17 protein-coding genes and 1 tRNA gene are annotated in these 22,404 nt (G+C 31.9%); 14 read left to right on the top strand and 4 right to left on the bottom strand.

Translation table 11 applies throughout. The features are described 5' to 3' along the window. Positions 1–8: 8 nt before the first annotated feature. The 8 genes from MTX13_RS04765 (at position 9) to MTX13_RS04730 (ending at position 12,944) form a co-directional block, all read left to right on the top strand. Complete coding sequence (locus MTX13_RS04765; protein ID WP_250433866.1) at positions 9–458, top strand: ferritin-like domain-containing protein; 450 nt, start codon at positions 9–11, stop codon at positions 456–458. Positions 459–616: 158 nt separating this feature from the next. After that, positions 617–5,002 (top strand): DNA polymerase III subunit alpha, encoded by a 4,386-nt coding sequence (gene dnaE, locus MTX13_RS04760; protein ID WP_250433236.1) that lies wholly within the window; start codon positions 617–619, stop codon positions 5,000–5,002. Between the two features lie 6 nt (positions 5,003–5,008). Beyond that, positions 5,009–6,316 carry a pentapeptide repeat-containing protein gene (locus MTX13_RS04755; protein ID WP_250433235.1) on the top strand — a complete coding sequence of 436 codons (1,308 nt, stop codon included), beginning with the start codon at positions 5,009–5,011 and terminating at the stop codon, positions 6,314–6,316. A gap of 99 nt (positions 6,317–6,415) precedes the next feature. Then, positions 6,416–6,733, top strand: coding sequence for a thioredoxin (gene trxA, locus MTX13_RS04750; RefSeq protein WP_103050957.1), 318 nt, complete (start codon positions 6,416–6,418; stop codon positions 6,731–6,733). A gap of 66 nt (positions 6,734–6,799) precedes the next feature. After that, positions 6,800–7,729, top strand: coding sequence for a DUF58 domain-containing protein (locus MTX13_RS04745; RefSeq protein WP_250433234.1), 930 nt, complete (start codon positions 6,800–6,802; stop codon positions 7,727–7,729). Between the two features lie 76 nt (positions 7,730–7,805). Then, positions 7,806–7,879 (top strand) — tRNA-Asp (locus tag MTX13_RS04740). Positions 7,880–8,194: 315 nt separating this feature from the next. After that, complete coding sequence (locus MTX13_RS04735) at positions 8,195–8,983, top strand: hypothetical protein (RefSeq protein ID WP_250433233.1); 789 nt, start codon at positions 8,195–8,197, stop codon at positions 8,981–8,983. A 382-nt stretch (positions 8,984–9,365) separates the two neighbouring features. Next, complete coding sequence (locus MTX13_RS04730; protein WP_250433232.1) at positions 9,366–12,944, top strand: tetratricopeptide repeat protein; 3,579 nt, start codon at positions 9,366–9,368, stop codon at positions 12,942–12,944. A gap of 20 nt (positions 12,945–12,964) precedes the next feature. Here MTX13_RS04730 and MTX13_RS04725 read toward each other — a convergent pair whose 3' ends face one another. Then, positions 12,965–13,840 (bottom strand): helix-turn-helix domain-containing protein, encoded by an 876-nt coding sequence (locus MTX13_RS04725; RefSeq protein WP_250433231.1) that lies wholly within the window; start codon positions 13,838–13,840, stop codon positions 12,965–12,967. Between the two features lie 447 nt (positions 13,841–14,287). On the opposite strand from MTX13_RS04725, the gene MTX13_RS04720 reads away from it, so the two are divergent. The 3 genes from MTX13_RS04720 to MTX13_RS04710 all read left to right on the top strand — a co-directional run bounded on the left by MTX13_RS04720 (position 14,288) and on the right by MTX13_RS04710 (position 17,313). After that, complete coding sequence (locus MTX13_RS04720; RefSeq protein WP_250433230.1) at positions 14,288–14,473, top strand: hypothetical protein; 186 nt, start codon at positions 14,288–14,290, stop codon at positions 14,471–14,473. Between the two features lie 120 nt (positions 14,474–14,593). Beyond that, positions 14,594–16,618 carry a tetratricopeptide repeat-containing sensor histidine kinase gene (locus MTX13_RS04715; RefSeq protein WP_250433229.1) on the top strand — a complete coding sequence of 675 codons (2,025 nt, stop codon included), beginning with the start codon at positions 14,594–14,596 and terminating at the stop codon, positions 16,616–16,618. A gap of 20 nt (positions 16,619–16,638) precedes the next feature. Next, positions 16,639–17,313, top strand: a complete 675-nt coding sequence (locus MTX13_RS04710) for a response regulator (protein WP_250433228.1) — start codon at positions 16,639–16,641, stop codon at positions 17,311–17,313. Positions 17,314–17,573: 260 nt separating this feature from the next. Here MTX13_RS04710 and MTX13_RS04705 read toward each other — a convergent pair whose 3' ends face one another. Beyond that, a complete protein-coding gene (locus tag MTX13_RS04705) occupies positions 17,574–18,083 on the bottom strand; it encodes a DUF456 domain-containing protein (RefSeq protein WP_250433227.1) in 510 nt (169 codons plus the stop codon). Between the two features lie 134 nt (positions 18,084–18,217). Between MTX13_RS04705 and MTX13_RS04700 the strand changes: the two genes are divergently transcribed. The 3 genes from MTX13_RS04700 (at position 18,218) to MTX13_RS04690 (ending at position 20,788) form a co-directional block, all read left to right on the top strand. Continuing rightward, positions 18,218–18,583 carry a BlaI/MecI/CopY family transcriptional regulator gene (locus MTX13_RS04700; RefSeq protein WP_250433226.1) on the top strand — a complete coding sequence of 122 codons (366 nt, stop codon included), beginning with the start codon at positions 18,218–18,220 and terminating at the stop codon, positions 18,581–18,583. Further along, positions 18,580–20,190: a M56 family metallopeptidase gene (locus MTX13_RS04695; protein ID WP_250433225.1), complete on the top strand. Its 1,611-nt coding sequence runs from the start codon at positions 18,580–18,582 to the stop codon at positions 20,188–20,190. The genes MTX13_RS04700 and MTX13_RS04695 overlap by 4 nt, the downstream gene beginning before the upstream one ends. 121 nt (positions 20,191–20,311) lie before the next feature. Further along, entirely contained in the window at positions 20,312–20,788 is a 477-nt protein-coding gene (locus MTX13_RS04690; protein ID WP_250433224.1) for a hypothetical protein, read from the top strand. Here MTX13_RS04690 and MTX13_RS04685 read toward each other — a convergent pair. After that, positions 20,785–21,516, bottom strand: coding sequence for a Bax inhibitor-1/YccA family protein (locus MTX13_RS04685; RefSeq protein WP_250433223.1), 732 nt, complete (start codon positions 21,514–21,516; stop codon positions 20,785–20,787). The two genes, MTX13_RS04690 and MTX13_RS04685, sit on opposite strands and share 4 nt — an antisense overlap. Further along, the gene (locus MTX13_RS04680; RefSeq protein WP_250433222.1) at positions 21,517–22,392 is read right to left on the bottom strand and encodes a hypothetical protein; all 876 of its coding nucleotides are present in this window, start codon (positions 22,390–22,392) and stop codon (positions 21,517–21,519) included. It lies immediately after the preceding gene. Positions 22,393–22,404: the final 12 nt, after the last annotated feature.

Here is a 22,404-nt window from a genome sequence, read left to right as displayed (position 1 = left end):
GAAAGATTATGAAGTATTCAGAAGAAATTTCAAACAAGTTAAACGAATTATTAATCAAAAATTATGATGCCGAGAAAGGCTATCTAAATGCTATGGAGAATGTAGATTCACCAGACTTAAAGATTTTCTTTAAAAGACGTGCATCTGAACGTAGTCAGTTTGCCAAAGAATTACGAACTGAAATTTTACGTTACGGCGAAATTCCTGAAGATTCAGGAAGTTTTAAGGGAACCATGCATAGAAATTGGATGAGTCTTAAATCGTTATTCTCATCAAACGATGAAGAAGCCATTTTGGAAGAGGCTATTAAAGGTGAAGAAGCCAGTCTGGAAGAGTATAAAGATATTCTTAAGGATAGAACCTTACCACCAAGTATAGATTCGCTGTTAATTAAGCAAAAAAATGCTATTCAAGCAGCAATTAACACAGAAAAAGTTCATGAAGAATTGGTGTCGTAATTCTTGTTAAAATAGAAAGTAAAGCGCAACTTAAAAAGTTGCGCTTTTTTGTTTAAAACTGTTCATAACTTCACTTTAAAAACCTGTTAATTCTATGTATTTTTATGAGCTCGTTTATATTTTTTAAACGATAGTCATTCAACATATAAATTTTCTGCATGTATTTAATTTTTGACACCGAAACTACAGGTTTGCCAAAGCGTTGGGATGCTCCAATAACCGATACAGATAACTGGCCTCGTTGTATTCAAATTGCTTGGCAGTTGCATGATGAGATGGGTAACTGCATAGACCATCAAGATTATTTGGTAAAACCTGATGGGTTTAATATTCCTTTTGATGCCGAAAAAATACATGGAATCTCAACTGAACTCGCCGAAGAACAAGGCGTGCCTTTGGTAGAGGTTTTAGAAAAGTTTAATAAGGCCCTTGACCAAACTAAATTTGTAGTGGGTCAAAATGTTGGATTCGACTTAAATATCATGGGAGCCGAATTTGTAAGAGCTGATATAGCTAATCAGTTGCAAGAACGTCCTGTTTTAGATACCTGTACCGAACATACGGCAGAGTTATGTAAAATACCAGGTGGTCGCGGTGGTAAATTTAAGTTGCCAACCTTAACCGAACTTCATGAGTTTTTGTTCAGCGAGCCATTTGCAGAAGCCCATAATGCCACTGCCGATGTGGAGGCTACAACACGTTGCTTTCTAGAACTGGTAAGACGTGAAGAATACACCAAAGAGCAACTTGATGTTCAACCAGATTATTTCGAACGTTTTTCAGAAGCCAATCCTCAAGAGATTCAATTAATAGGCTTAAAGCACATCAACCTACAAAAAGCTAGTGCCAAAATACGTGAACGTTTACAGCAAGATCAAACTGATGATATTTCGCAAGATGAAATAAAAGCCAACATATCCGAGCTTCAAGATTTAGATTTTGTTCACTTGCATAACCATTCGCAATTTTCAATATTACAATCAACTATAAGCATCCCGAATTTGGTGTCTGCAGCCGCTAAACACAACATGCCTGCTGTTGCCCTAACCGATCATGCCAACATGATGGGTGCTTTTCACTTTGTTAAGCAAATAAACAACCATAACAAATCGGTTGAAGAAAAGAATAAAGCGGCTCAAGAAAATGGTGAGCCTGCAATTGCCCAAAAAATTAAACCGATTATTGGTTGCGAATTTTTTGTTTGTGAAAATCATTTAGACAAATCCAGAAAAGATAATGGTTATCAAGTGGTTTTAATTGCTAAAACAAAGCAAGGTTATCACAATTTGGCGAAATTGTCGTCTATAGCTTACACTGAAGGGTTTTACTATGTTCCCAGAATTGATAAAAAGCTAATAAAGCAATATAAAGACGATGTATTGGTACTCACTGGAAACTTGTATGGTGAAGTGCCAAGTAAAGTTTTAAACGTTGGCGAAAATCAAGCTGAAGAAGCTTTGCTATGGTGGAAACAAGAATTTGGCGACGATTTGTACATCGAGATTATGCGTCATAATCAAGAAGATGAAAATCGTGTTAACCAAGTTTTAATTGAGTTTTCCAAAAAACATGATGTTAAGCTTGTAGCCACGAACAACACCTATTATGTAGATAAAGAAGATGCCAATGCACATGATATTTTATTATGTGTTAAAGATGGTGAAAAACAAGCCACGCCAATTGGTCGAGGGCGAGGCTATCGTTATGGTTTGCCAAATCAGGAGTATTATTTTAAGTCTTCAGAAAACATGAAGGAACTGTTTAAAGATATTCCAGAAGCTATAAGTAATATTCAAGAAGTTGTAAACAAAATTGAAGCCTATGAGTTGGCTCGTGAAGTCTTACTTCCAAAATTTGATATTCCTGACGAATTTAAACATCCAGATGATGAAACAGATGGTGGTAAGCGAGGGGAAAATGCTTTTTTAAGACACTTAACTTTTGAAGGTGCTAAAAAAAGGTATGGTGAAATAACCGATGGTATAAAAGAACGTCTTGATTTTGAGTTGGATGTTATTGAAAAAACAGGTTATCCAGGTTACTTCTTAATTGTTGAAGACTTTATTCGTGAAGCCAGAAAAATGGATGTGTCGGTTGGCCCAGGCCGTGGTTCAGCAGCTGGTTCGGTTGTAGCGTATTGCTTATGGATTACTAATATCGATCCCATTAAATATGATTTACTGTTTGAGCGGTTTTTGAATCCAGATCGTGTAAGTATGCCCGATATTGATATTGATTTTGATGATGAAGGTCGTGGTCGCGTTATGGATTATGTAATTGATAAATATGGCAGTAATCAGGTTGCTCAAATTATCACTTACGGAACCATGGCTGCTAAATCCTCTATTCGTGATACAGCTCGAGTTTTGGATTTACCACTTTTTGATGCCGATAGGATTGCTAAATTAATTCCAACTATGTCCAAATTAGGTAAGATTTTTGGCATGGAAGAAAAAGAATTAAGCAAGAAATTTAGGGCTGAAGATTTAGAAAAGGTCAATCAACTACTTAATATTTCAGATGGTGAAGATTTAGAAGCCGAAACCGTTAATCAAGCCAGAATTCTTGAAGGCTCGGTAAGAAATACAGGTATTCATGCTTGTGGTGTAATTATCACGCCAGACGATATTACTAATTTCGTGCCTGTAGCTACAGCAAAAGATTCAGATTTATATGTTACCCAGTTTGATAACTCGGTTGTGGAAGATGCAGGGTTATTGAAAATGGATTTTTTAGGGTTAAAAACGTTGACCTTAATAAAAGATACAGTTAAAATTGTTAAAGCCAAACACGGCATTACATTAGATCCTGACAATTTTCCTTTAGATGATGAAGAAACCTACAAATTGTTTCAGCGTGGAGAAACAGTAGGGATTTTCCAATACGAATCACCTGGTATGCAAAAACACATGAAGGATTTAAAGCCTACTGTGTTTGACGATTTAATTGCCATGAACGCGTTGTATCGTCCTGGACCAATGGAGTACATACCTAGTTTTATTGCACGTAAGCATGGTCGGGAAGAGATTGTTTACGATTTGCCAGCTATGGAAGAATACCTTAAAGAAACCTATGGTATTACAGTTTATCAAGAGCAAGTTATGTTGCTGTCGCAAAAACTGGCAAGTTTTACAAAAGGTGAAGCCGATGTCCTTCGTAAAGCTATGGGTAAAAAAATATTTGCCTTACTAGAAAAATTAAAACCCAAATTTCTTGATGGTGGAGAAGCAAATGGTCATCCACGAGATGTTTTAGAAAAAATTTGGAAAGATTGGGAAGCCTTTGCGAGTTATGCTTTTAATAAATCGCATTCTACTTGTTATGCATGGATTGCTTATCAAACGGCCTATTTAAAAGCGCATTATCCAGCTGAATATATGGCAGCCGTACTGTCCAATAACATGAACGATATTAAGCAAGTAACGTTCTTTATGGAAGAATGCAAACGCATGCGATTGGATGTTCTGGGTCCAGATATTAACGAGAGTTATTATAAGTTCTCGGTAAACCAAGACAATGCGGTACGTTTTGGAATGGGTGCCATAAAAGGGGTTGGTCATGGAGCTGTAAAAACCATTGTAGCTAATAGAAAGGAAGATGGTCGTTATAAGTCCATATTCGATTTTGCCAAGCGCATTGATTTACGGGCAGCAAATAAAAAAGCCTTTGAGAATTTGGCATTGGCTGGTGGTTTTGATTGTTTTGAAAACACCCATCGTGCTCAGTATTTTCATGATGATGGCGATGGTATTACTTTTTTGGAAAAAGCCATAAAGTATGGTGCCAAACATCAAGAAAATGAAAACTCGGCTCAAGTGAGTTTATTTGGTGAGAGCAGTGATGTTCAAATTGCGGAACCTGAAGTGCCACCTTGTGAAGAATGGGGAACTATGGAAAAATTGGCGCGCGAAAAAGAAGTGGTAGGCATTTATATTTCAGGTCACCCATTGGATGATTTTAGAATTGAGATGAATACCTTTTGCAATGCCAACATAGCTTTATTTAATAATTTAGAGCAGTACGTAAATCGTGAATTGACTTTTGGAGGCGTAGTAACCGATGTGCAACATCGCGTGAGTAAGCAAGGGAAAGGCTGGGCTTTATTTACGATTGAAGATTATACAGATAGTTTTGAATTCAGGATTTTTGGAGAGGAATATTTAAAGTTTAGACATTTCCTGCTTAAAAATTCATTTGTATATGTAAAGGTGTTTGTTCGCGAAGGTTGGACCAATAGAGAAACAGGTAAGAAAAGTGATCCACGATTGCAATTTAACAGTTTCCAGTTATTGCATGATGTTATGGATACCTATGCCAAAAAGCTTTCAGTGCAACTGAATATTGCTGATCTTCAAGAGCAACGTATACAAAAATTAAAAGAATTGTTCAGCTTACATAAAGGAGACAATGCACTTAGCTTTGTGATTTATGATAATGAAGACCAAATAAAATTAAATATGCCAAGCAGAAAACAAAAAGTAAAAATTTCACAGGAATTATTGGAAGAACTAGAAAGTCATGATGTGTTATACAGGTTGAATTGATTTAGAATGAAGAAAAAGGTTTTTATATTCTCATTTTTAGTATTAGTTACTGTTATTCTGATAGCAATTGACTCATTTTACTGTCAATTCTTGAAAACTAGTTTTGAAGCATTTTCGACTTATCTCTTTCCGGCAGATGAAAATGCTAGAGGAGAATTATTTAAAATTATTTTAAGTATTGTTGGAGCCATAGCAATAACTTTTGGCTTGTATATCTCTTACCGACGTGCGAGAGCTATGGAAAGAGGAGTTGAAAAGCAAGCCCAATCAATCGAGAATCAGAACAAACAGCTAGAATTATCAAGAAAGGCTCAAACGGATGAAAGATTTAAGAATGCTATCGAGCATTTAGGGAGTGAGAAAGAACCTGTAATTTTAGGGGGAATTTCTGAATTACATCAGATTGCAAAAGAAAATAAAGTTGATTATTCGGAAGTTGTTTTTAATATTTTATGTAGTTATATCAAAACTAGTGCTGATATTTACTCAAAAAAAGCCAATGATATTAATCATAAAGCTATTCAAACAATAATTAATTATCTGTTTAAAAAGAACTCTAATCAAGGGATTTATTGCCATTTATCATGCAATATAAGTTATACTAATTTACTTGGTCTTGACTTGACAAATTGTAATTTTAAAAAAGGTAATTTGTCTTCGTGTTATTTGCCGAATTTAAATGAATCTGATTTGAGTTATGGTAACATTAGTAATTCTGTTTTGAAAACCTCTAAATTATTAGATGTAGAATTAGGTTTTTCAGATTTATATAATACTATTTTTCATTATTGTGAAATAAAGAATACCAATTTCAATAACTCTAATATTTCACAAACTATATTTTTAGAATGTGATATAGAAAATTTAAAATGTGAAGGGATAGATTTTCATGAAGTGGATTTTTCAGCCTCTCTAGTGAATAATCTTTCACTTAATAACAGCTCAATTCTTTCAGCAAATTTTTTGTTGGCTCAAGTTAGCAACATTGATTTTTCTAGATTAAAGCTAATGGGAGGTTGTGATTTTCGAGGAGCAAGTTTTAATAATGTGATATTTAAGAATTTTATTACTTCTTCAAAATTTAACGGAGCGAATTATGAAGTTAATGATTACCCTCAACTCTATGAAGAGAGAATCACGAATAGGGTATGGAAGGAATGTGAACTAGATATACCAAATGTGGAGTATGGCGGTAATAACTTGGGTGTTTTGACTGATGAAGACATAAAAGAAATAAGAGAGAAAATAATTAGTTTAGAAAAAAAAGAAATACATTTCATTGAGAATAAAAAGAATAATAGTCCAAAACAATGATAGTATAACAATAACAAATTGTCAGGTTGTAAGCTTTGGCAAAATTTTTGACTAATATTGCATATTAAATAGAAGTAAAACAGATTTAAAAATAAGATTATGGCATTAGAAATAACAGATGCAACGTTTGAAGAAACAGTATTAAAAAGTGACAAACCAGTAATGGTTGATTTTTGGGCAGCTTGGTGCGGACCATGTAGAATGGTTGGGCCAATCATTGATGAAATTAGTAATGAGTATGAAGGAAAAGCTGTAGTAGGTAAAGTAGATGTTGATGCCAATCAAGAATTTGCTGCTAAATATGGTGTAAGAAATATACCTACAGTTTTAGTGTTCCAAAACGGAGAAGTAGTAGGGCGTCAAGTAGGTGTGGCTCAAAAAAGTGCTTATACTGAAGCAATAGATTCACTTTTATAAAATACTTTGCAAAAGAAATGATAAAAGGTTTGTCCATACGGCAAACCTTTTTTAGTTTAGTCTTCTATGGATTTGCAATTAGAGCTTAATAAAGCAGGCGGATTTAAAAACCTGGAACTTTTGGCCAAACAAGTGGTTGAAGGCTTTATTGCTGGTATGCACAAAAGTCCGTTTCATGGTTTTTCATCTGAATTTGCGGAACATAAAATTTACAATCAGGGCGAAAGTACCAAGCATATAGATTGGAAGTTGTTCGCAAAAACAGACAGGTTATACACCAAACGTTATGACGAAGAAACCAATTTACGCTGCCACTTGATAATAGACAATAGTAGTTCCATGCATTATCCCGAACTCTCAAATTTTAGCTTAAGCAGTTTAAACAAAATAGCGTTTGCGGCTCTGGCATCTGCGGCATTAATGCAAATTTTAAAAAAACAACGCGACGCTGTAGGGTTGAGCATTTATAGTGATAAATATGATTACTATTCTCCTGAAAAAGGTAGTGAGAGACATCACCAAATGTTATTACACCAATTAAGTGATATGGTGGTTTCTAAACCTAAAAATACACTTACAGATACGTACACTTATTTGCACCAAATAGCCGAAAAAATAAAACGGAGATCATTGATTTTCTTTTTTACAGATATGTTTCAAACCACAGCAGACGATGAGGAGTTGTTTCAAGCTTTAAGGCATTTAAAATACAACAAGCATGAGGTTATTCTTTTTCATGTGTTTGATAAAAAACGTGAATTGGAATTTGATTTTAGTAATGCGCCCAAACGTTTTGTTGATGTGGAAACTGGGGAGCATATGGATTTATATGCCGAGAATATACAAGACAATTACGAGAAGGCAGTATCGAGTTATTTTGATGCCATAAAGCTAAAGTGTATACAGTATAAAATTAAATATGTGGAGGCTGATATTAATAAGGACTTTAATAATATACTGACGACGTATATGATAGAGCGACAAAAGTTTTTGTAAAAAACATTAAAATATTTTCAAAAAAGGTTTGACTTATAAAAAAAGCCGTGTATATTTGCATCCGCAATAAAGCAACGGTCTGGTAGTTCAGTTGGTTAGAATGTCGCCCTGTCACGGCGAAGGTCGCGGGTTCGAGTCCCGTCCAGACCGCAAAATTGCTAAAGCTCCACTAATTGGAGCTTTTTTTGGCAATTAATAATAGTTGTGTTGTTCCTGGCGTAACAGTCAGGATGTAGGAGATATCCAATTATGTTGGGTATTCCAATGGAAAGCTTTCCTTTTTTCTGTCTAGAAGATTGGGATGCTTTTTTGTTTTAGGGCTGTTTCTAGAAAGTCTATTTTATAATTTTCCGATATTCAAATTTATGTTTTCATCGAAGAAATGTATAAATGCGTATGGGCATGTATTTAGCCTATTCTTTATTTTAGTTATATTAGTTGAAGACTTTAAAACGTAAAAAATCTATGAAATTTGAAAATATTTTGCACTATTTAAAACCGAAACTACAAGTAAAAACAGCAACTTTATTTTTAGGCTTGTTATACGGTTTTTTGATTTTGTCTTGTTCATCAGATGATGATAATTCTGATGCCAATCAAAATATTATAAAACCTTCAAAATATACCATTGAGGGAGGGGGCTATGCTGACACTAGGACTGTAAATTTTGAATATTCTGGAAACCTAATTTCAAAAATAACTACAGATTTTGGAACTACTATTCAATATAATTATTTAGATGGGGAATTAGTTAGTTATGAAACAACTGAATCAGGAGAACCTAACTATTTGACGTATATTACCTATAATGCAGAAGGTAAGATGCTACAGTCTAGAACTGACGATGACGCTGATTTTTTTCATTTTTATTATAATTCTTCTGGACAAATAGATGAGGCTCTTTGGATCGGGGCAGGTGGTATATTTACCTCAACAACTTTATACGGTTATGATAGTATGGGTAATGTAATTGCTTTGAATAGACTTGGCGCAAATGCATCGAGAAAATTTAAATATGATAATAAGAATAATGCCTTTAGAAATGTATTTCCTCAAGTAGATGCCAATGTATCATGGGATTGGTTAGGTAGTCAAGTTAACAATCAAATTGAAGTGCAAAAGGAAGTTGGAACAGGTGTGTTTTCAACATTATATACATATGAGTATGAATATAATGAGAATAATTACCCTTTGGTTAGAAGAAAATTTAAAGTTGATGGAACGTTATTTGAGATTGTTACATATGAATATTAAGCTAATAAAACAACTTTCATTTTTCTGTCTAGAAGGTTGGGGTACTTTTTTAAGGGTGTTTACAATTTTTATCGATTTGGAAGGAAAAATAATAAATCTATTTATAAAAATTAGCTATATTCAACCCTTTTTATTGTAACCCTAGTTTAATACTTCAATTTAATCTTCTCAATTTTCTATGATTTTTTACCATCATTTTTTTCAAAAAAGGATAATTTTTACCGCTCTATTTTTAGTTTTTTCGAATTTTATATTTTCTCAAAAAAATAGTTCTATTTGGGAATCATTATTAAATAATGATAGGAACTCTGCAATAGAAAAAGCGAACAAATTAGATGCCGGAAATGATATAGAGAGTTTAACTTTAAAGCACATTGTTCAAATGGAAAACGGTATTATGACCACAAGTCATAATTATCTTTCTAGTGTATCTAATTTTGATGGTTTTGAAAATTATTTATTTTCAAACTGGATGATGCCTTACGTTTTTAATGATTATTTAGAGAGCGGTTTTAATAAGGATACATATGTAAGTCCGCATTTAATTGACGTTACTAAAATGTCAAATTCGTCCATAAAAAATGCTCTATATTATTTACAGGCAATTTGTTACAGGCATCAACGTGAATGGGATGATTTTAATGATTTGATTTCCAATATTAATGCCGTAAAACAATGGGAGTATTGTGGCGTTTTTGAAAATTTAAATTCAAGTGGAATTGATTTACCATTTGAACCAGAATGGGAGACGTCCAATACAGTTGAATTTGATGCGCAAAGTAAGGGCTTTACACATTGGTATAAAAAGCCACAAAGCGCAGAAGTCTATAATTTTTTTACAAATCATGTTGAATATGGTTCTGGAGTTCACTATGCACAAACGTTTGTTAATTCTCCAGTAGAACAACGTGTAAATTTTAAAATTGGAAAGGGAGGCTTAATTAGGGTATGGGTAAATGATGTTTTAGTTTTAGAGAATGATGAAGAATTTATTACTGAAATGGATGCGTATACTTACTCTGTTAATCTTCAAAAAGGAGTTAATAGAATATTGGTTAAAATTGCCAATGAATCTGGAACACCCTATTTTATTTTAAGGCTTGAAGACTTAATTGGAAATCCATTAAAGGATTATGATATTTCCTTTGAAAACAGAAATTATAAAAAAGGGAGTTTTGAAAGTGTGAACCCAATATTAGTATCCCATAAAGTAATTGATTTTTTTGAAAATAGATTACAAGGAAATATAGGAGATGAAAATTTGAATAAATTCTGTTTGTCTCGAGCTTTAATTAGAGTTGGAGAATTAGATAAGGCTATTAAAATTTTGAAAGAATGGTTAATTCAGTATCCAAATAGTTCATTTATAAAATCTGCTTTAATTGAATGTTATAATACTACCAACGATGAAACAACTAAAAGTGAATTAGAAAATAACCTAAAACGGTTGGATCCTAATTATTATTTATCTCTTCTTTTGGAATTTGAAGATTCAGATGACTTAATGAAGTTAGATATAGATACCTATGAGGAAAAGTTGAATGCAATTGGAAAGTCTGTAGATTATTCATTTATGAAAACTATTGCTGATTTAATGATTCTTTCAAGAACAGGAAATAGAGAGACAATGACCTCAAAATTAGATGAATTGTTGATTGATGAAACGCTTTTTTCAAGCCTTAAACCAACATTTGCAGAATTTTATGCATCTGCATTTAACGATTATGCCCGAACAACAGAGGTTTTAGAGAAGTATAACAAAGAAGAATTTAATTGGGAAATTGTTAAATACCTTGCTTATTATTATGAGAAGCAAAACAGAACCGATGAAGCCATAGCACTCTATGATGACTCTATAATTAATTTTAAATATGACAATAATAGCATTTATAATATGGTACAATTGTTACATAGATTAGGAAAGTACGAAAGGTCTTTAAAGTATATTGACATTGCTATAAAAAACTTCCCTAACTCTCATGTTTTTTTGGTTTTTAAAGGTGATGCATTACTTCAATTGAATGAAACCGATAAAGCGCTTGAGTGTTATGAAAAAGCATTGATTAGTCAGCCATCAAACTTGAAGTTGAGATCAACGATTAATGACTTAAAGAAATTCAAAAACCCATTAATTGGTCTTCATTTAACGGATCCTTATAATTATATTAAATCGAACAGAAATACTATTCAAGAAAATAATTACGGCTTAAATATTCTTCTAAATCAAACAGATATTTTAAACTATAAAAATGGAGGAGGTGAGTATAAGTGTACTCTAATTTATGAAGTTACATCTCAAAATGGAATCAATATTCTAAAAGAGTACTCTCTAGGGTTATCGGGAGATTATGTTATTCACAAATCAGAGATTGTAAAGCCTGATGGTTCAACAGTGCCCGCTGATAGGAATAACTCAACTTTAGTGTTTGAGAAGTTAGAAATTGGTGATGTTGTATATGTAGATTATGAATCGACTTTCACAAAAACGGGAAGGTTTTATAATGATTATATATTAAATCATAATTTTACATCATACCATCCAACATTGCAAAATATATATAGAATTTTAACCAACGAAGAAAAAATTAATTATAAAATTTTAAATGGGCAGGTAGATTACAAAGTATCAAAAATAGGTTCATTATACATACATGAGTTTTCAAAAATGAACAGTAAAGGCTTAAATATATCTGAAGCATATATGCCGCCATTTTCAGATCTAACAACTAGGCTTGTTATTAGTAGTATTGAATCATGGGATGAAATTGCTAATTGGTATTCAGATTTAGTAATTAAGCAGTTAAGATTTGATCAAACAGTTGAGGAAGTTTTTAATAAAATTTTTCCGGAAGGGCATAAACAACTAAAGGATGAAGAAAAAGCCAAGCGGATTTATTATTATATAACTGATAACTTTAATTACAGTCATATTAGCTTTAGACAGGGTGGTTATATACCACAAAAACCATCAAAGACGATAAAGACAAAACTTGGAGATTGTAAAGATTTTTCATCATTGTTTTTAACATTAGCTATACATGCTGAATTAGATGCTAAAATGGTATTAATCTTAACTTCAGACTACGGTAATAATAAGTTGGTAATGCCAAGTACAGATTTCAATCATTGTATTGTTAAAGTTAATATAGACGGTTTAGATCAATATTTAGAGTTAACAAGTAAATATTTACCCTTTAAATCAATACCTATGTCATTAAGAGGGGCTACTTCTTTAGAGATACCAGTTTATAGTAATGACGGGACTATTTCTGAACTAGTTACGTTAACCAATATTAATAGTTCATTAGCCGAAATTGAAAATAATTATCAAATGAAGCTTGGTGAAGAGAATAGTGAAATTGAATTAGAATTAGAATCTCGTTTTACAGCTCATTTAGCTACTTATTATGTTGACATGCTTGAAACCAAAAAAGGTGAATTTTTTAAAGAAGCATTAGAAGAAGAAATTTATAATATGTGTAGTGAGAATGTTGTTCTAAAAGAAATTTTAATAGCTGAACATAATAGAGAAAATAGCTCTGCAGAATTTAAAACAAAATTAAGAGTTGACTTAAATATTGATAAAGTAAACGAAATGTTCACATTTAAGATACCATATTTTAATAATCCATACACTGATGAAATTATTCAAAATGAATCGAGAATGTATGAAATTGATTATAAGCAATATGAAACTGCTAATTCCTATCAAGAATCTATGGTGGTACATTTGAGTGACAATAAAAAATTTATTGATTTACCTAAAAGCAAAGAATACCAATTCAAGGACCATACTTTTAAAATGGATTTTAATTTGATAAAACCGAATGAAATTCAAGTTAAAGTTTCAACAAAAGTTGGTTCAAGTAATATTTTGGTAGATGAATATCTTGAATACAAAAATTATGTGCAGAATGTACTTGATACTAGAGATACAATTCTGAAATACCAATTTAAATAATATAACTTTTACATAAAAGTTTATAAGTTTTGTAAATAAGCTTTAAAATCCCCCTCAAAAAATCGTGGTGGATAATCTAAATGTAAACGGTTTTGTAAATCTTTATCTTCCCAAATGACACGCAACCCTATTTGTTGGTTTATATTATAATTGTCATCTCGTTCGGTATAGCCGCACATGAGGTAATTTTTGTTTTCAATATCCCTAAAAAACCTAAAGAATTTAGACATAATATAAAAAACGGTGTCGTTGCAGTCACCAGTAATATCAAAACGATAAAAAATAGGTTGCTCTAAAGTTTTATAGTTAACTAAATGATGCGCTCGTAAATCTCTATTTGAAATTTCCTTGCTTCTTAACTTAATGTGAGTGCTAGGCGCTATTGGTAAAACAATACAGTGGCCAGCATAATAACCCGATTTACCAATAAAAACATAATTCAATTCGGGCAACAGTCTTACAGCTTCCCGTATCAATTCTTTATTGACATAATTTTCATCTCGTTTTTGTGAATCGATAAACTGCTCAAGATGTTTAAAATCTAAATCAATGTCAATAGTCCTTAAACGATCTGATGTAATATCTATTTGATCTAAATACCAATCTACTTTTGGAAACGAATTAGATTGTTGGGAGAGTGAATACTTTCGGGTTTTAAAGTTATAATATGTTGGAATAGGAACGGCAGCATTTAAATTGCGAATAAGCTGATAAGGCATTAACGTAGCTAAAACAATATCTTCTTCCTTTTCGGGTTTTATTAAAGTTATATCTTTTTCCCAACGTTGTATGGTTCTTAAATCTACATTTAAACTAGCTGCAAAATCTGCTTGCGACAGACCATAAAAAGTTCTATAGTCCATAAAAAGTTCACCAACACTATTGTACTTTTTCATTTTCTGATTGAGATTCTTATTGTAAATATAGTTAAACCACTGAAAAAAGGTGTACTTATGGCTGTTAGTACGTTTGGTTTTTTTGTATTTTGATGTCTAGATAGCATTTATTATCTGTAGGAAAATTCAATTAAATATGCATTTCATCGATGATTTTTGCATTTTAATCGTGTTTTTGGTTTCTTCATTCTCATTCTAAACTATATTTACAGTCCTTCAAATAAGTCCCTAAATCGAATTATCCAGCTTATTTAAGGTTAATTAATTCATTAAGACAAATTTTTGTCTATTCCCTCATGTTAATTTTAGTTTTTTGAAACTATAAAGTTTCATACAAAGGTTATTAATCCATCTTCCCTCGACAGTGATTTTTAATTTAAAATCATTTTAATTTTTAATTAAATAAAATTTAATAGCGAACTGTTGTTTAACCCTAAATGAACTAACATGAAAACCTTAAAAATTACTTTATTAGCTGCAATTTTTTGTACAACTTTAACTGGTTTAAATATCAAAAGCGATATAAATAGCGAACCTGTACAAGAACATGTAACAGAGCAAGAAGATTTTAACTTTGCTTTTACAAACAAAAGGCATGTTAAAAGAAAAGGCGAAGTTCCTTCTAACGGATAGATAAACCCAAATATATACACTAGAAAACCTCTTAATCATTTAAGGGGTTTTGGTGTTATTTAGAATATTGATGTTTACTTCAAATAAAATTTGATAAATTTGAAGGACATATCTATAATTATGTCCCGAAAGAATTTTCTTTATGTTGTTTTCGTACTAAATTCTATTTTTCTTTTTGCTCAAAAAGATGAAACTGTAACTAACAATCAAAATTTTAAACTCCATTACGAGAATGCGCAAAATGAAAGTAAAGATCTTTCGTTTAGAATTGTTGAAGTTAAAAAAGCAATAGAGATTGCAAAAACTAAAAAAAGCGATTCTGTATTATTAAAAGCAAAGCGGCTTCTTACAACCTTGTATTTAAAGGAGTTTTCGGTAGACTCTTTATTCGATTTAAATCACGAAAACCTCAAACTGGCCAAAAAATTAAATGATACTTTGGCTTTAGGTCATATTACCAATGTACTCGGGTGGTATCATAAATATAACAATAGTTCGGATAGTGCCTATTATTATTATTATAATGCTTCCAAATACTTTTATTCTCAAAGCGAAAAAGCAATGGCAGCTGGTGCTCGCTTTGAAATGGCTGATCTGCAATTTGAAGAACGCGATTATGTTGGTTGTGAAAATAATGCGTTTGAAGCGATTCGAATCTATCAAACATTACCTGAAAATGATTATATACTAGATAATCTTTGGGCACTTCATAATTTAGTGGCCATTGCTTCAGATGAACTAAAACAATTTGATAAGTCCATAGAATATCACAATAAAGCATTAAACTACAGTGATAAAATTGACGATAATTTTTTATATACGCTCTATTCCAATAGTAATATAGCGCTTATTTATAAAGAGCTAAAGCAGTACGATAAAGCTTTTGAGATTTACAAAAATCTTTTTCAAAACGAATCTGTTTTAAAGCAAGAATTGAATAATTATGCTTTAATATTAGGAGATTATGCGCTTTTAAGGCATTTAATGGGTGCTTTTTCTGATGAGGCTATACAAAAAGATTTAAACAGGGCTTATAAGATAAGTGATAGCATTCAAGATGAAGCAGCTATGATGTCTGTTGCTTTGAATTTGTCGGAATATTATTTAGATAAAAAGGAATTGGATTCTTCTTTAAAATATGCCGATGTTTCGTATAACATAGGAAGAGCAACTTCAACCAATGATGTGGTGTTAAATGCCTTGAAGTTAAAGTCAAATATAGAAAACGACGAAAGGGCAGCAACCTATTTAAATGAATATATTAAACTTAACGATAGTCTGGTAAACAAAGAACGCTCCATTAGAAACAAATTTGCACGAATAGAGTTTGAAACCGATGAAATTGAGCGCGAAAACGAAAGGATTTCCAGAGAGCGATTATGGTTGCTTGGCTTATCAGGTATATTAATTATTACTCTAATTTTACTTTATATTATTATTTCACAACGCGCCAGGAATAAGCAGTTAAAACTCATTCAGCAACAACAGGAAGCCAACGAGGAAATCTATAACTTAATGCTTTCGCAGCAAGATAAAATAGATGAAGCACGTACCATTGAAAAAAAGCGTATTTCAGAAGAGCTGCATGATGGCATTCTTGGGCGATTGTTTGGCACACGCTTAAGTTTAGATAGCCTTAATATGGTGTCAACACCAGAGGCTATTAAAACCAGAGAGAACTATATTGTTGAACTAAAAAATATTGAACAGGAAATTCGGAAAGTCTCCCATGAATTAAACACCGACTTTGTTTCGGGTTCAGGGTTTGAAGATATTATTGCCACACTAGTTGAAACCCAAACCCTTGCTTACGGATTGGACTATTCCATTAATACAGATGATGATATAATTTGGGAAGACTTACCCAATAAAACAAAAATTCATATTTATAGAATTATTCAAGAATCACTTCAAAACATTTACAAGCATGCACAAGCAACACATGTTGATATTAGTTTTAAATTAAAAAATAACGTAATTTGCTTACTCATTACAGATAATGGTTCTGGATTTGATGTAGACAAAACCCGTAAGGGCATTGGCATTAAAAACATGAATTCACGAGTTGGTGAAATTGGTGGCGAAGTCCAATTAACCTCTGAAAAAAATGTAGGCACAAGTATCTTAATAACAATCCCAATCTAATCCTAATTAACCTTATAACTATGCAAGAAACCATTCGCATATTAATGACTGATGATCATCCTATTATTATTGAAGGGTATCAAAACACATTGTTAGCAACAAAAAAGGAATCACAAGATTTACTAATTGACATTGCAAATAATTGTGATGAGTCTGTTAAATACCTTAAAAAAGCTGTCGATTCAGAAAAACCTTATGATGTGCTTTTTATGGATATTAGTTTGCCACCATCAGAAGACGGTAGGTTTACTTCTGGTGAAGACTTGGCAAAGTATGCGAGGCAGATAATGCCAAAAGCAAAAATTATTATGCTAACTATGTTTAACGAAAACTATCGTGTACATAATATCATTAAGAACATCGATCCTGAAGGATTTCTTATAAAAAGCGATTTAACTTCAAGTGAATTGGCTAGTGCCTTTCAAGCTGTACTTAATAATCCGCCTTTTTACAGCGGAACAGTAAACAGTATCGTACGAAAGTCTATAACAAACGATATAAATTTAGATGATGTTGATAGAAAGATTTTGTATCTGCTATCTCAAGGGGTTCGCACAAAAAGCTTAAAAGACCATATTAATATGTCTATGAGTGCTATTGAAAAACGTAAAAAACATCTAAAAATATTATTTGATGTTCAAGATGGTAATGATGAAACCTTATTGGATGAAGCCCGGTCAAAAGGTTTTATTTAATAATTTAGGCAGCGAAAACTGTTAAAATTTAAGTTTTATGCCCATATTAAAAGCCTTGTAACTACTGTCTTTTCTAGGTTTTACGGTTTTTCCGTAACAAGTCTACGGTTTTTCCGCAACAAAAATTCATAAAGATGCTATATATTTGAAGTATCAACGACAGATTTGATTAATCCCTCAAAAAAATTTGTTGATAATAGCATTTACACTAACCTCGTGGTTTTCATTTTTTTATTTGAAAATCATGAGGTTTCTTCTTTTTAAAACGAGAATATTAGACCCTTGTGCTCCCAAAAGGTAGAAAGGAAAAAACCAAAATAAACACAAGCAACAATAAATTTAATAAAGGTTCCGGTAAGAAACCCTAAAAACGAACCAAAAGCTGCCTTTACCGCAGTTTTAGATTCGGTTTTGTTTAATAGTTCTCCTACAAGAGCACCAACAAAAGGCCAAACTACAATACCAATTGGTCCTAGTACGGGGAAAAAAATGGCAACGAGTAATCCTATGGTTGTACCAAATATACCCGCTTTACTACCGCCAAATTTTTTGGTGCCCATAGCAGGAATAATATAATCTAGTGCAAATACAATAAGTGCAATAACCAAGGTAATACCCAGAAATACCCAATCATTTTCTACAGATTTGGTTAAATACAACAGCAACAACCCAATCCAACTCATTGGAGGTCCAGGTAAAATAGGCAAAAAACTACCTGCAATACCAACAAGCATAAAAATAAAACCAATAAGCGTGAGTACAATATCCATATAAAATTTTCTTGTAAGTCGAATATAAACAAAATCTGTTACAGATTTTTAAACTAAAAAATTAGTTTAAACTAAAAATTTAGTTATATTTGCTTTAAACTAAAAGTTTAGTTAAAAAAACAAAGTCGATTGATATGAAACAACTCACAAAGGCAGAAGAAGAAATTATGCATGTACTTTGGCAGCTTGAAAAAGCCAATGTAAAGCGGGTTATAGAAAAACTTCCTGAACCAAAACCTGCATATAATACGGTTTCTACAATAATAAGAATTTTAGAAAGTAAGGGGTTTGTAGATTATGAAAAACAAGGTAAGGGACATTTATATTTCCCTGTTATCAAAAAACAAGATTATAGTAATCAAAGTTTAAACACATTGGTAGATAATTATTTCCAAGGTTCGTTTAAGAGTATGGTGTCGTTTTTTGTGAAGAAAAATGATATTAGCCTTAACGAGTTGGAATCGGTTTTAAAGGACATTAATAAAGACAAAACATTATGATACAGTATATTATTCAAATCGTTTCATTTCAAATATTCTTTTTAGTTGTTTATGATATTTTTTTAAAAAGGGAAACTTTTTTTAACTGGAATAGATTGTATTTGTTAGGAACAGCAGTTTTGTCACTTGTAATACCGTTTATAAAAGTAAAAAGCTTTAAAAATGTTGTGCCACAAGAGTATGTGTTGTCATTTCCAACAGTCCTTTCTGAAACTCAAAACTCAATGGTTTTAGACGAGGTTGTCTTACAAGGTTCAAATTCATCTCACAGTTTTTCTTGGTATTTAAACATATTGTTATTAGTAGGTAGTGCTTTAGCCTTACTCTACTTTATATATCGAGTTAGCAATATTCTTAAATTAATATACAAGAATCCTAAAACTAGAAAAAACAATATCAACATAGTTAAACTCTTTAATAGTTCTGCAGCATTTTCATTTTTTAATTATGTGTTTTTGGGCGAGGACATTAATGCAAAAGAACGTAATACCATAATTAAACACGAGTTGGTTCATGTTGAACAAAAACACACGCTAGATTTATTGTTTTTTGAATTACTTCGTGTGGTTTTTTGGTTCAATCCTTTAGTATATATGTATCAAAATAGAATGTCTGATTTACATGAATTTATTGCCGATTCTAAAGCTGTAAAACACAATAAAAAGCAATATTATGAAAACCTATTGGCGCAGGTTTTTGAAACCCAATCGGTTTCATTCATCAATCCATTTTTTAAACAATCATTAATAAAAAAACGAATTATTATGTTACAAAAATCAAGATCAAAACAAATTCAACTAGTTAAGTATTTACTAATAGTCCCTATGGTTTTAGGGATGCTGGTTTATGTGTCCTGTTCGGACGATTCGACTAATACTAAAGAAGATGATATAAATTTATCGCAGTATGGTTATACCGTAAAAAATAACGCCAATGGTATTGTTGAAATACCTGTAGATGAACATGATAAATATGAAACATTTTTAAAAAACAACCAGAATTATGTTGCTTGGGCAGAAATAAGTCCAGATGAAAGTGAGATTACTTATAGTGTACACCATAAGGATGAGATGGTTCCAGAAAATCTTACTAAAGTTGTCGTTAACATGGTAGATGGAGGATCGTATGATATGTATATTGATTTGCCAGATACAGGTAATAAGGATAAGAAATTGATAGAAAAATACAATGAAAAATTAAAACATGAAGCAGATAGTATCTTTTCAGAAAGTATTTCTAAAGATATTGAAGTGCCTTTTGCCGTAATTGAAAAAGCACCTTACTTTCCTGACGCTAATCAAACGTCAAATGAAGTTGAAAAAAGAAAAGAATTTCAATCGTCAATAAATAAATTTGTAGCTCAAAATTTCGACACCAATTTGGCTAAAGAATTAAATCTAGTTGGAGAACAAAAAATATCTGTGTTTTTTAAAATTGGTGTAGACGGAAAAATAACAGATTCAAAAGCACGTGCAGTAAATCCAGCTTTAGAAGCAGAAGCTATTCGAGTAATTAGTATGTTGCCAACCATGATTCCTGGAGAGCAAAAAGGTAAAAAAGTAGCTGTTCCCTATTATTTACCTATCAAGTTCTATATAAAAGAATAACAACATTTTCAAATAAATATTTTTAAGGAAAAACCGAATGTACATTTCGGATTTTTCCTTTTTTAAAAGAAGTAAATTAGAATACACAAAAAAATTGTACTTTTCAGTTTCATAACGAACTATGAGGCTAACGGTTATAATTTTATTGGGTTTCTTTGTAACATCATGCAACTACTTTGATGTAAAAAAAACCTCTTCTGAAGCCATTTTAGAAGAAGAGTTAAAAACATTTAACTGGAGCGATGTTGATGTGTATCCGTCGTTTTCTTCATGTGACCACGAAAAATCGGAAGAAGCCAAAAAATTGTGTTTTCAAAACACCTTAAGACAAGCTATTTATAAGAACATTAAATCGGATACCATTGTTGTGTCGGAATATCTGAAAGACACTATATTAATTAAACTTCAAATTTCAGAGCGTGGTGAATTATCGGTTGTAGAAACGGATATCGATTCGTTGATTTTAAAAGAGATTCCCAATCTTAAAATGTTATTGCATAATAGTTTAGATTCACTTCCTGAAATTTATCCAGCCATTAAACGTGGTCAACAGGTTAAAACAGCATTTACATTGCCTGTTGTTATTCAAGTTAATTAAAATTTTATGGATAGTTTCCGCATGAGTCGTAATATCTCTACATAAAGCCAAACAATGGTAACCAAAAGGCCCCAAGTAGCCAGCCACTCTTTTTCTTTTGGCGCTTTATTTTTTTTACGTTCAATATAATCGAAATCTAAAAGCAAGGACAAAGAGGCAAAAATTGCAGCTATAATATTAAACACAATGGCTACCCACGATGTTCCCCAAAGGAATGAACGAATTCCAAAAAAACTCAATATCCAAGAAATAATATAAGTCAAGAAAATTGTGGAACAGGCCACAATAATGATGCTGCGCAATTTTTTAGTTACAACTATTAACCGTGTTTGGTAGAGCGTCAGCATAACAAAAAATGTAATAACCGTAACACCAATAGCTTGATATGGTAAATCTGGAAATTTTGCCTTGGCAAAACTTGTAATTCCTCCAATAAAAAAACCTTTCACAACTGCATAAATTGGAACTAAAAAAGGAGCCCAATCTTTTCTAACAGAAATAACAATACTTACAACTATCGCTCCAATCATACCACCTGTTACAAACCATTTTATGTTATTACCATTGCTATAATAATACCAAATAAGTACTGTGATTAGTGCAATTATAGCTAGACAGACAAAGGTTTTGATTAGGATACCACGAACAGACATTTTCTTACTAGAGGCAGTCTCTTCATCCCAAAAAAAACCTGTAAAAGCAGGATTGGATGTTTTTCCCAAATTCATTTACAAATCAAGTTTAAAGCCTATGGCAAAGTCTATAGGGAAGTTACCACCATTATCTACAAAAAGAGCATACATGTCATGATAGGCAAGCATAATATAGCCGTTTTTGGTAATTTTAATGTCAGCGCCAATGCCTAGTATAAAAGGTACCTGTAATGCGGAAGAGTTTTCTGTGTAGGTGCCTAAACTTGGATTATCAAAAGTATATTCGGCATTAATAAAATCAAACGTTGCAATTTTCAAATTGCCGTAAAAATTAAATTTAGCTTGATTGACAAATCGAAAACGGTAACCTATTGATAATTGGGTTGACGAATATTTAAATTCGTCGCTCTTTAAACTATGTCTGGCTTGAAAAAATAAAGCATGTCTTTGTAATTTGGTTTTCGAAAATACTTCAAAGTCGGCTCCAAAAAACGGAGCCGTTTTATTATCGGGATTGTCAACCAAAGGTTGATTGGTAATACCACCAAAAATACCTATTCTGGATTGTAACTTTGAACGGGATTCATAATCATAATTCAAATCGGTTGTTGAATTGTATTTATTTATAACCTCTTTTAAACTATATAAAGTTAAATTTACTTTATCTGTAGTCAGGCCGTATTCAGATGTTAAGTTAGATAACACCGTTTTGTACTCCTCCTGATATTTACGCGTATCAGGATTTTTTGTGTTTGTTAACTCTTGAATAGTTCCATTTGTTGTGCGTACAAAATACCGGTATTGAGAATTGTCTATGGTCCAGAGTAAATCAAGATTACCTTCAACTTCAGTTTTCAATTCTAAAGTTTCATTGCCTATGGTGTAGGTTTGCTGTGCCTGAACAGAAAGACAAAAAGTAATAAAAGTTATTAGAAGGAGAAACGTTCTCATATTACAATGTTT

This window comes from Hanstruepera flava (genome assembly GCF_023634025.1).
Taxonomy (GTDB): Bacteria; Bacteroidota; Bacteroidia; order Flavobacteriales; family Flavobacteriaceae; genus Hanstruepera; species Hanstruepera flava.
The sequence above is the reverse complement of the archived record's forward strand: the minus strand, read 5'-3'. Positions and strand labels throughout refer to the sequence as shown.

What these genes read in the sequence shown, in the direction of transcription:
- MTX13_RS04765 (WP_250433866.1), top strand. Translation starts at nt 9, where the DNA reads ATGAAGTATTCAGAAGAAATTTCAAACAAGTTAAACGAATTATTAATC.
- dnaE (WP_250433236.1), top strand. Translation starts at nt 617, where the DNA reads ATGTATTTAATTTTTGACACCGAAACTACAGGTTTGCCAAAGCGTTGG.
- MTX13_RS04755 (WP_250433235.1), top strand. Translation starts at nt 5,009, where the DNA reads ATGAAGAAAAAGGTTTTTATATTCTCATTTTTAGTATTAGTTACTGTT.
- trxA (WP_103050957.1), top strand. Translation starts at nt 6,416, where the DNA reads ATGGCATTAGAAATAACAGATGCAACGTTTGAAGAAACAGTATTAAAA.
- MTX13_RS04745 (WP_250433234.1), top strand. Translation starts at nt 6,800, where the DNA reads ATGGATTTGCAATTAGAGCTTAATAAAGCAGGCGGATTTAAAAACCTG.
- MTX13_RS04735 (WP_250433233.1), top strand. Translation starts at nt 8,195, where the DNA reads ATGAAATTTGAAAATATTTTGCACTATTTAAAACCGAAACTACAAGTA.
- MTX13_RS04730 (WP_250433232.1), top strand. Translation starts at nt 9,366, where the DNA reads ATGGAAAACGGTATTATGACCACAAGTCATAATTATCTTTCTAGTGTA.
- MTX13_RS04725 (WP_250433231.1), bottom strand. Translation starts at nt 13,840, where the DNA reads ATGAAAAAGTACAATAGTGTTGGTGAACTTTTTATGGACTATAGAACT.
- MTX13_RS04720 (WP_250433230.1), top strand. Translation starts at nt 14,288, where the DNA reads ATGAAAACCTTAAAAATTACTTTATTAGCTGCAATTTTTTGTACAACT.
- MTX13_RS04715 (WP_250433229.1), top strand. Translation starts at nt 14,594, where the DNA reads ATGTCCCGAAAGAATTTTCTTTATGTTGTTTTCGTACTAAATTCTATT.
- MTX13_RS04710 (WP_250433228.1), top strand. Translation starts at nt 16,639, where the DNA reads ATGCAAGAAACCATTCGCATATTAATGACTGATGATCATCCTATTATT.
- MTX13_RS04705 (WP_250433227.1), bottom strand. Translation starts at nt 18,083, where the DNA reads ATGGATATTGTACTCACGCTTATTGGTTTTATTTTTATGCTTGTTGGT.
- MTX13_RS04700 (WP_250433226.1), top strand. Translation starts at nt 18,218, where the DNA reads ATGAAACAACTCACAAAGGCAGAAGAAGAAATTATGCATGTACTTTGG.
- MTX13_RS04695 (WP_250433225.1), top strand. Translation starts at nt 18,580, where the DNA reads ATGATACAGTATATTATTCAAATCGTTTCATTTCAAATATTCTTTTTA.
- MTX13_RS04690 (WP_250433224.1), top strand. Translation starts at nt 20,312, where the DNA reads ATGAGGCTAACGGTTATAATTTTATTGGGTTTCTTTGTAACATCATGC.
- MTX13_RS04685 (WP_250433223.1), bottom strand. Translation starts at nt 21,516, where the DNA reads ATGAATTTGGGAAAAACATCCAATCCTGCTTTTACAGGTTTTTTTTGG.
- MTX13_RS04680 (WP_250433222.1), bottom strand. Translation starts at nt 22,392, where the DNA reads ATGAGAACGTTTCTCCTTCTAATAACTTTTATTACTTTTTGTCTTTCT.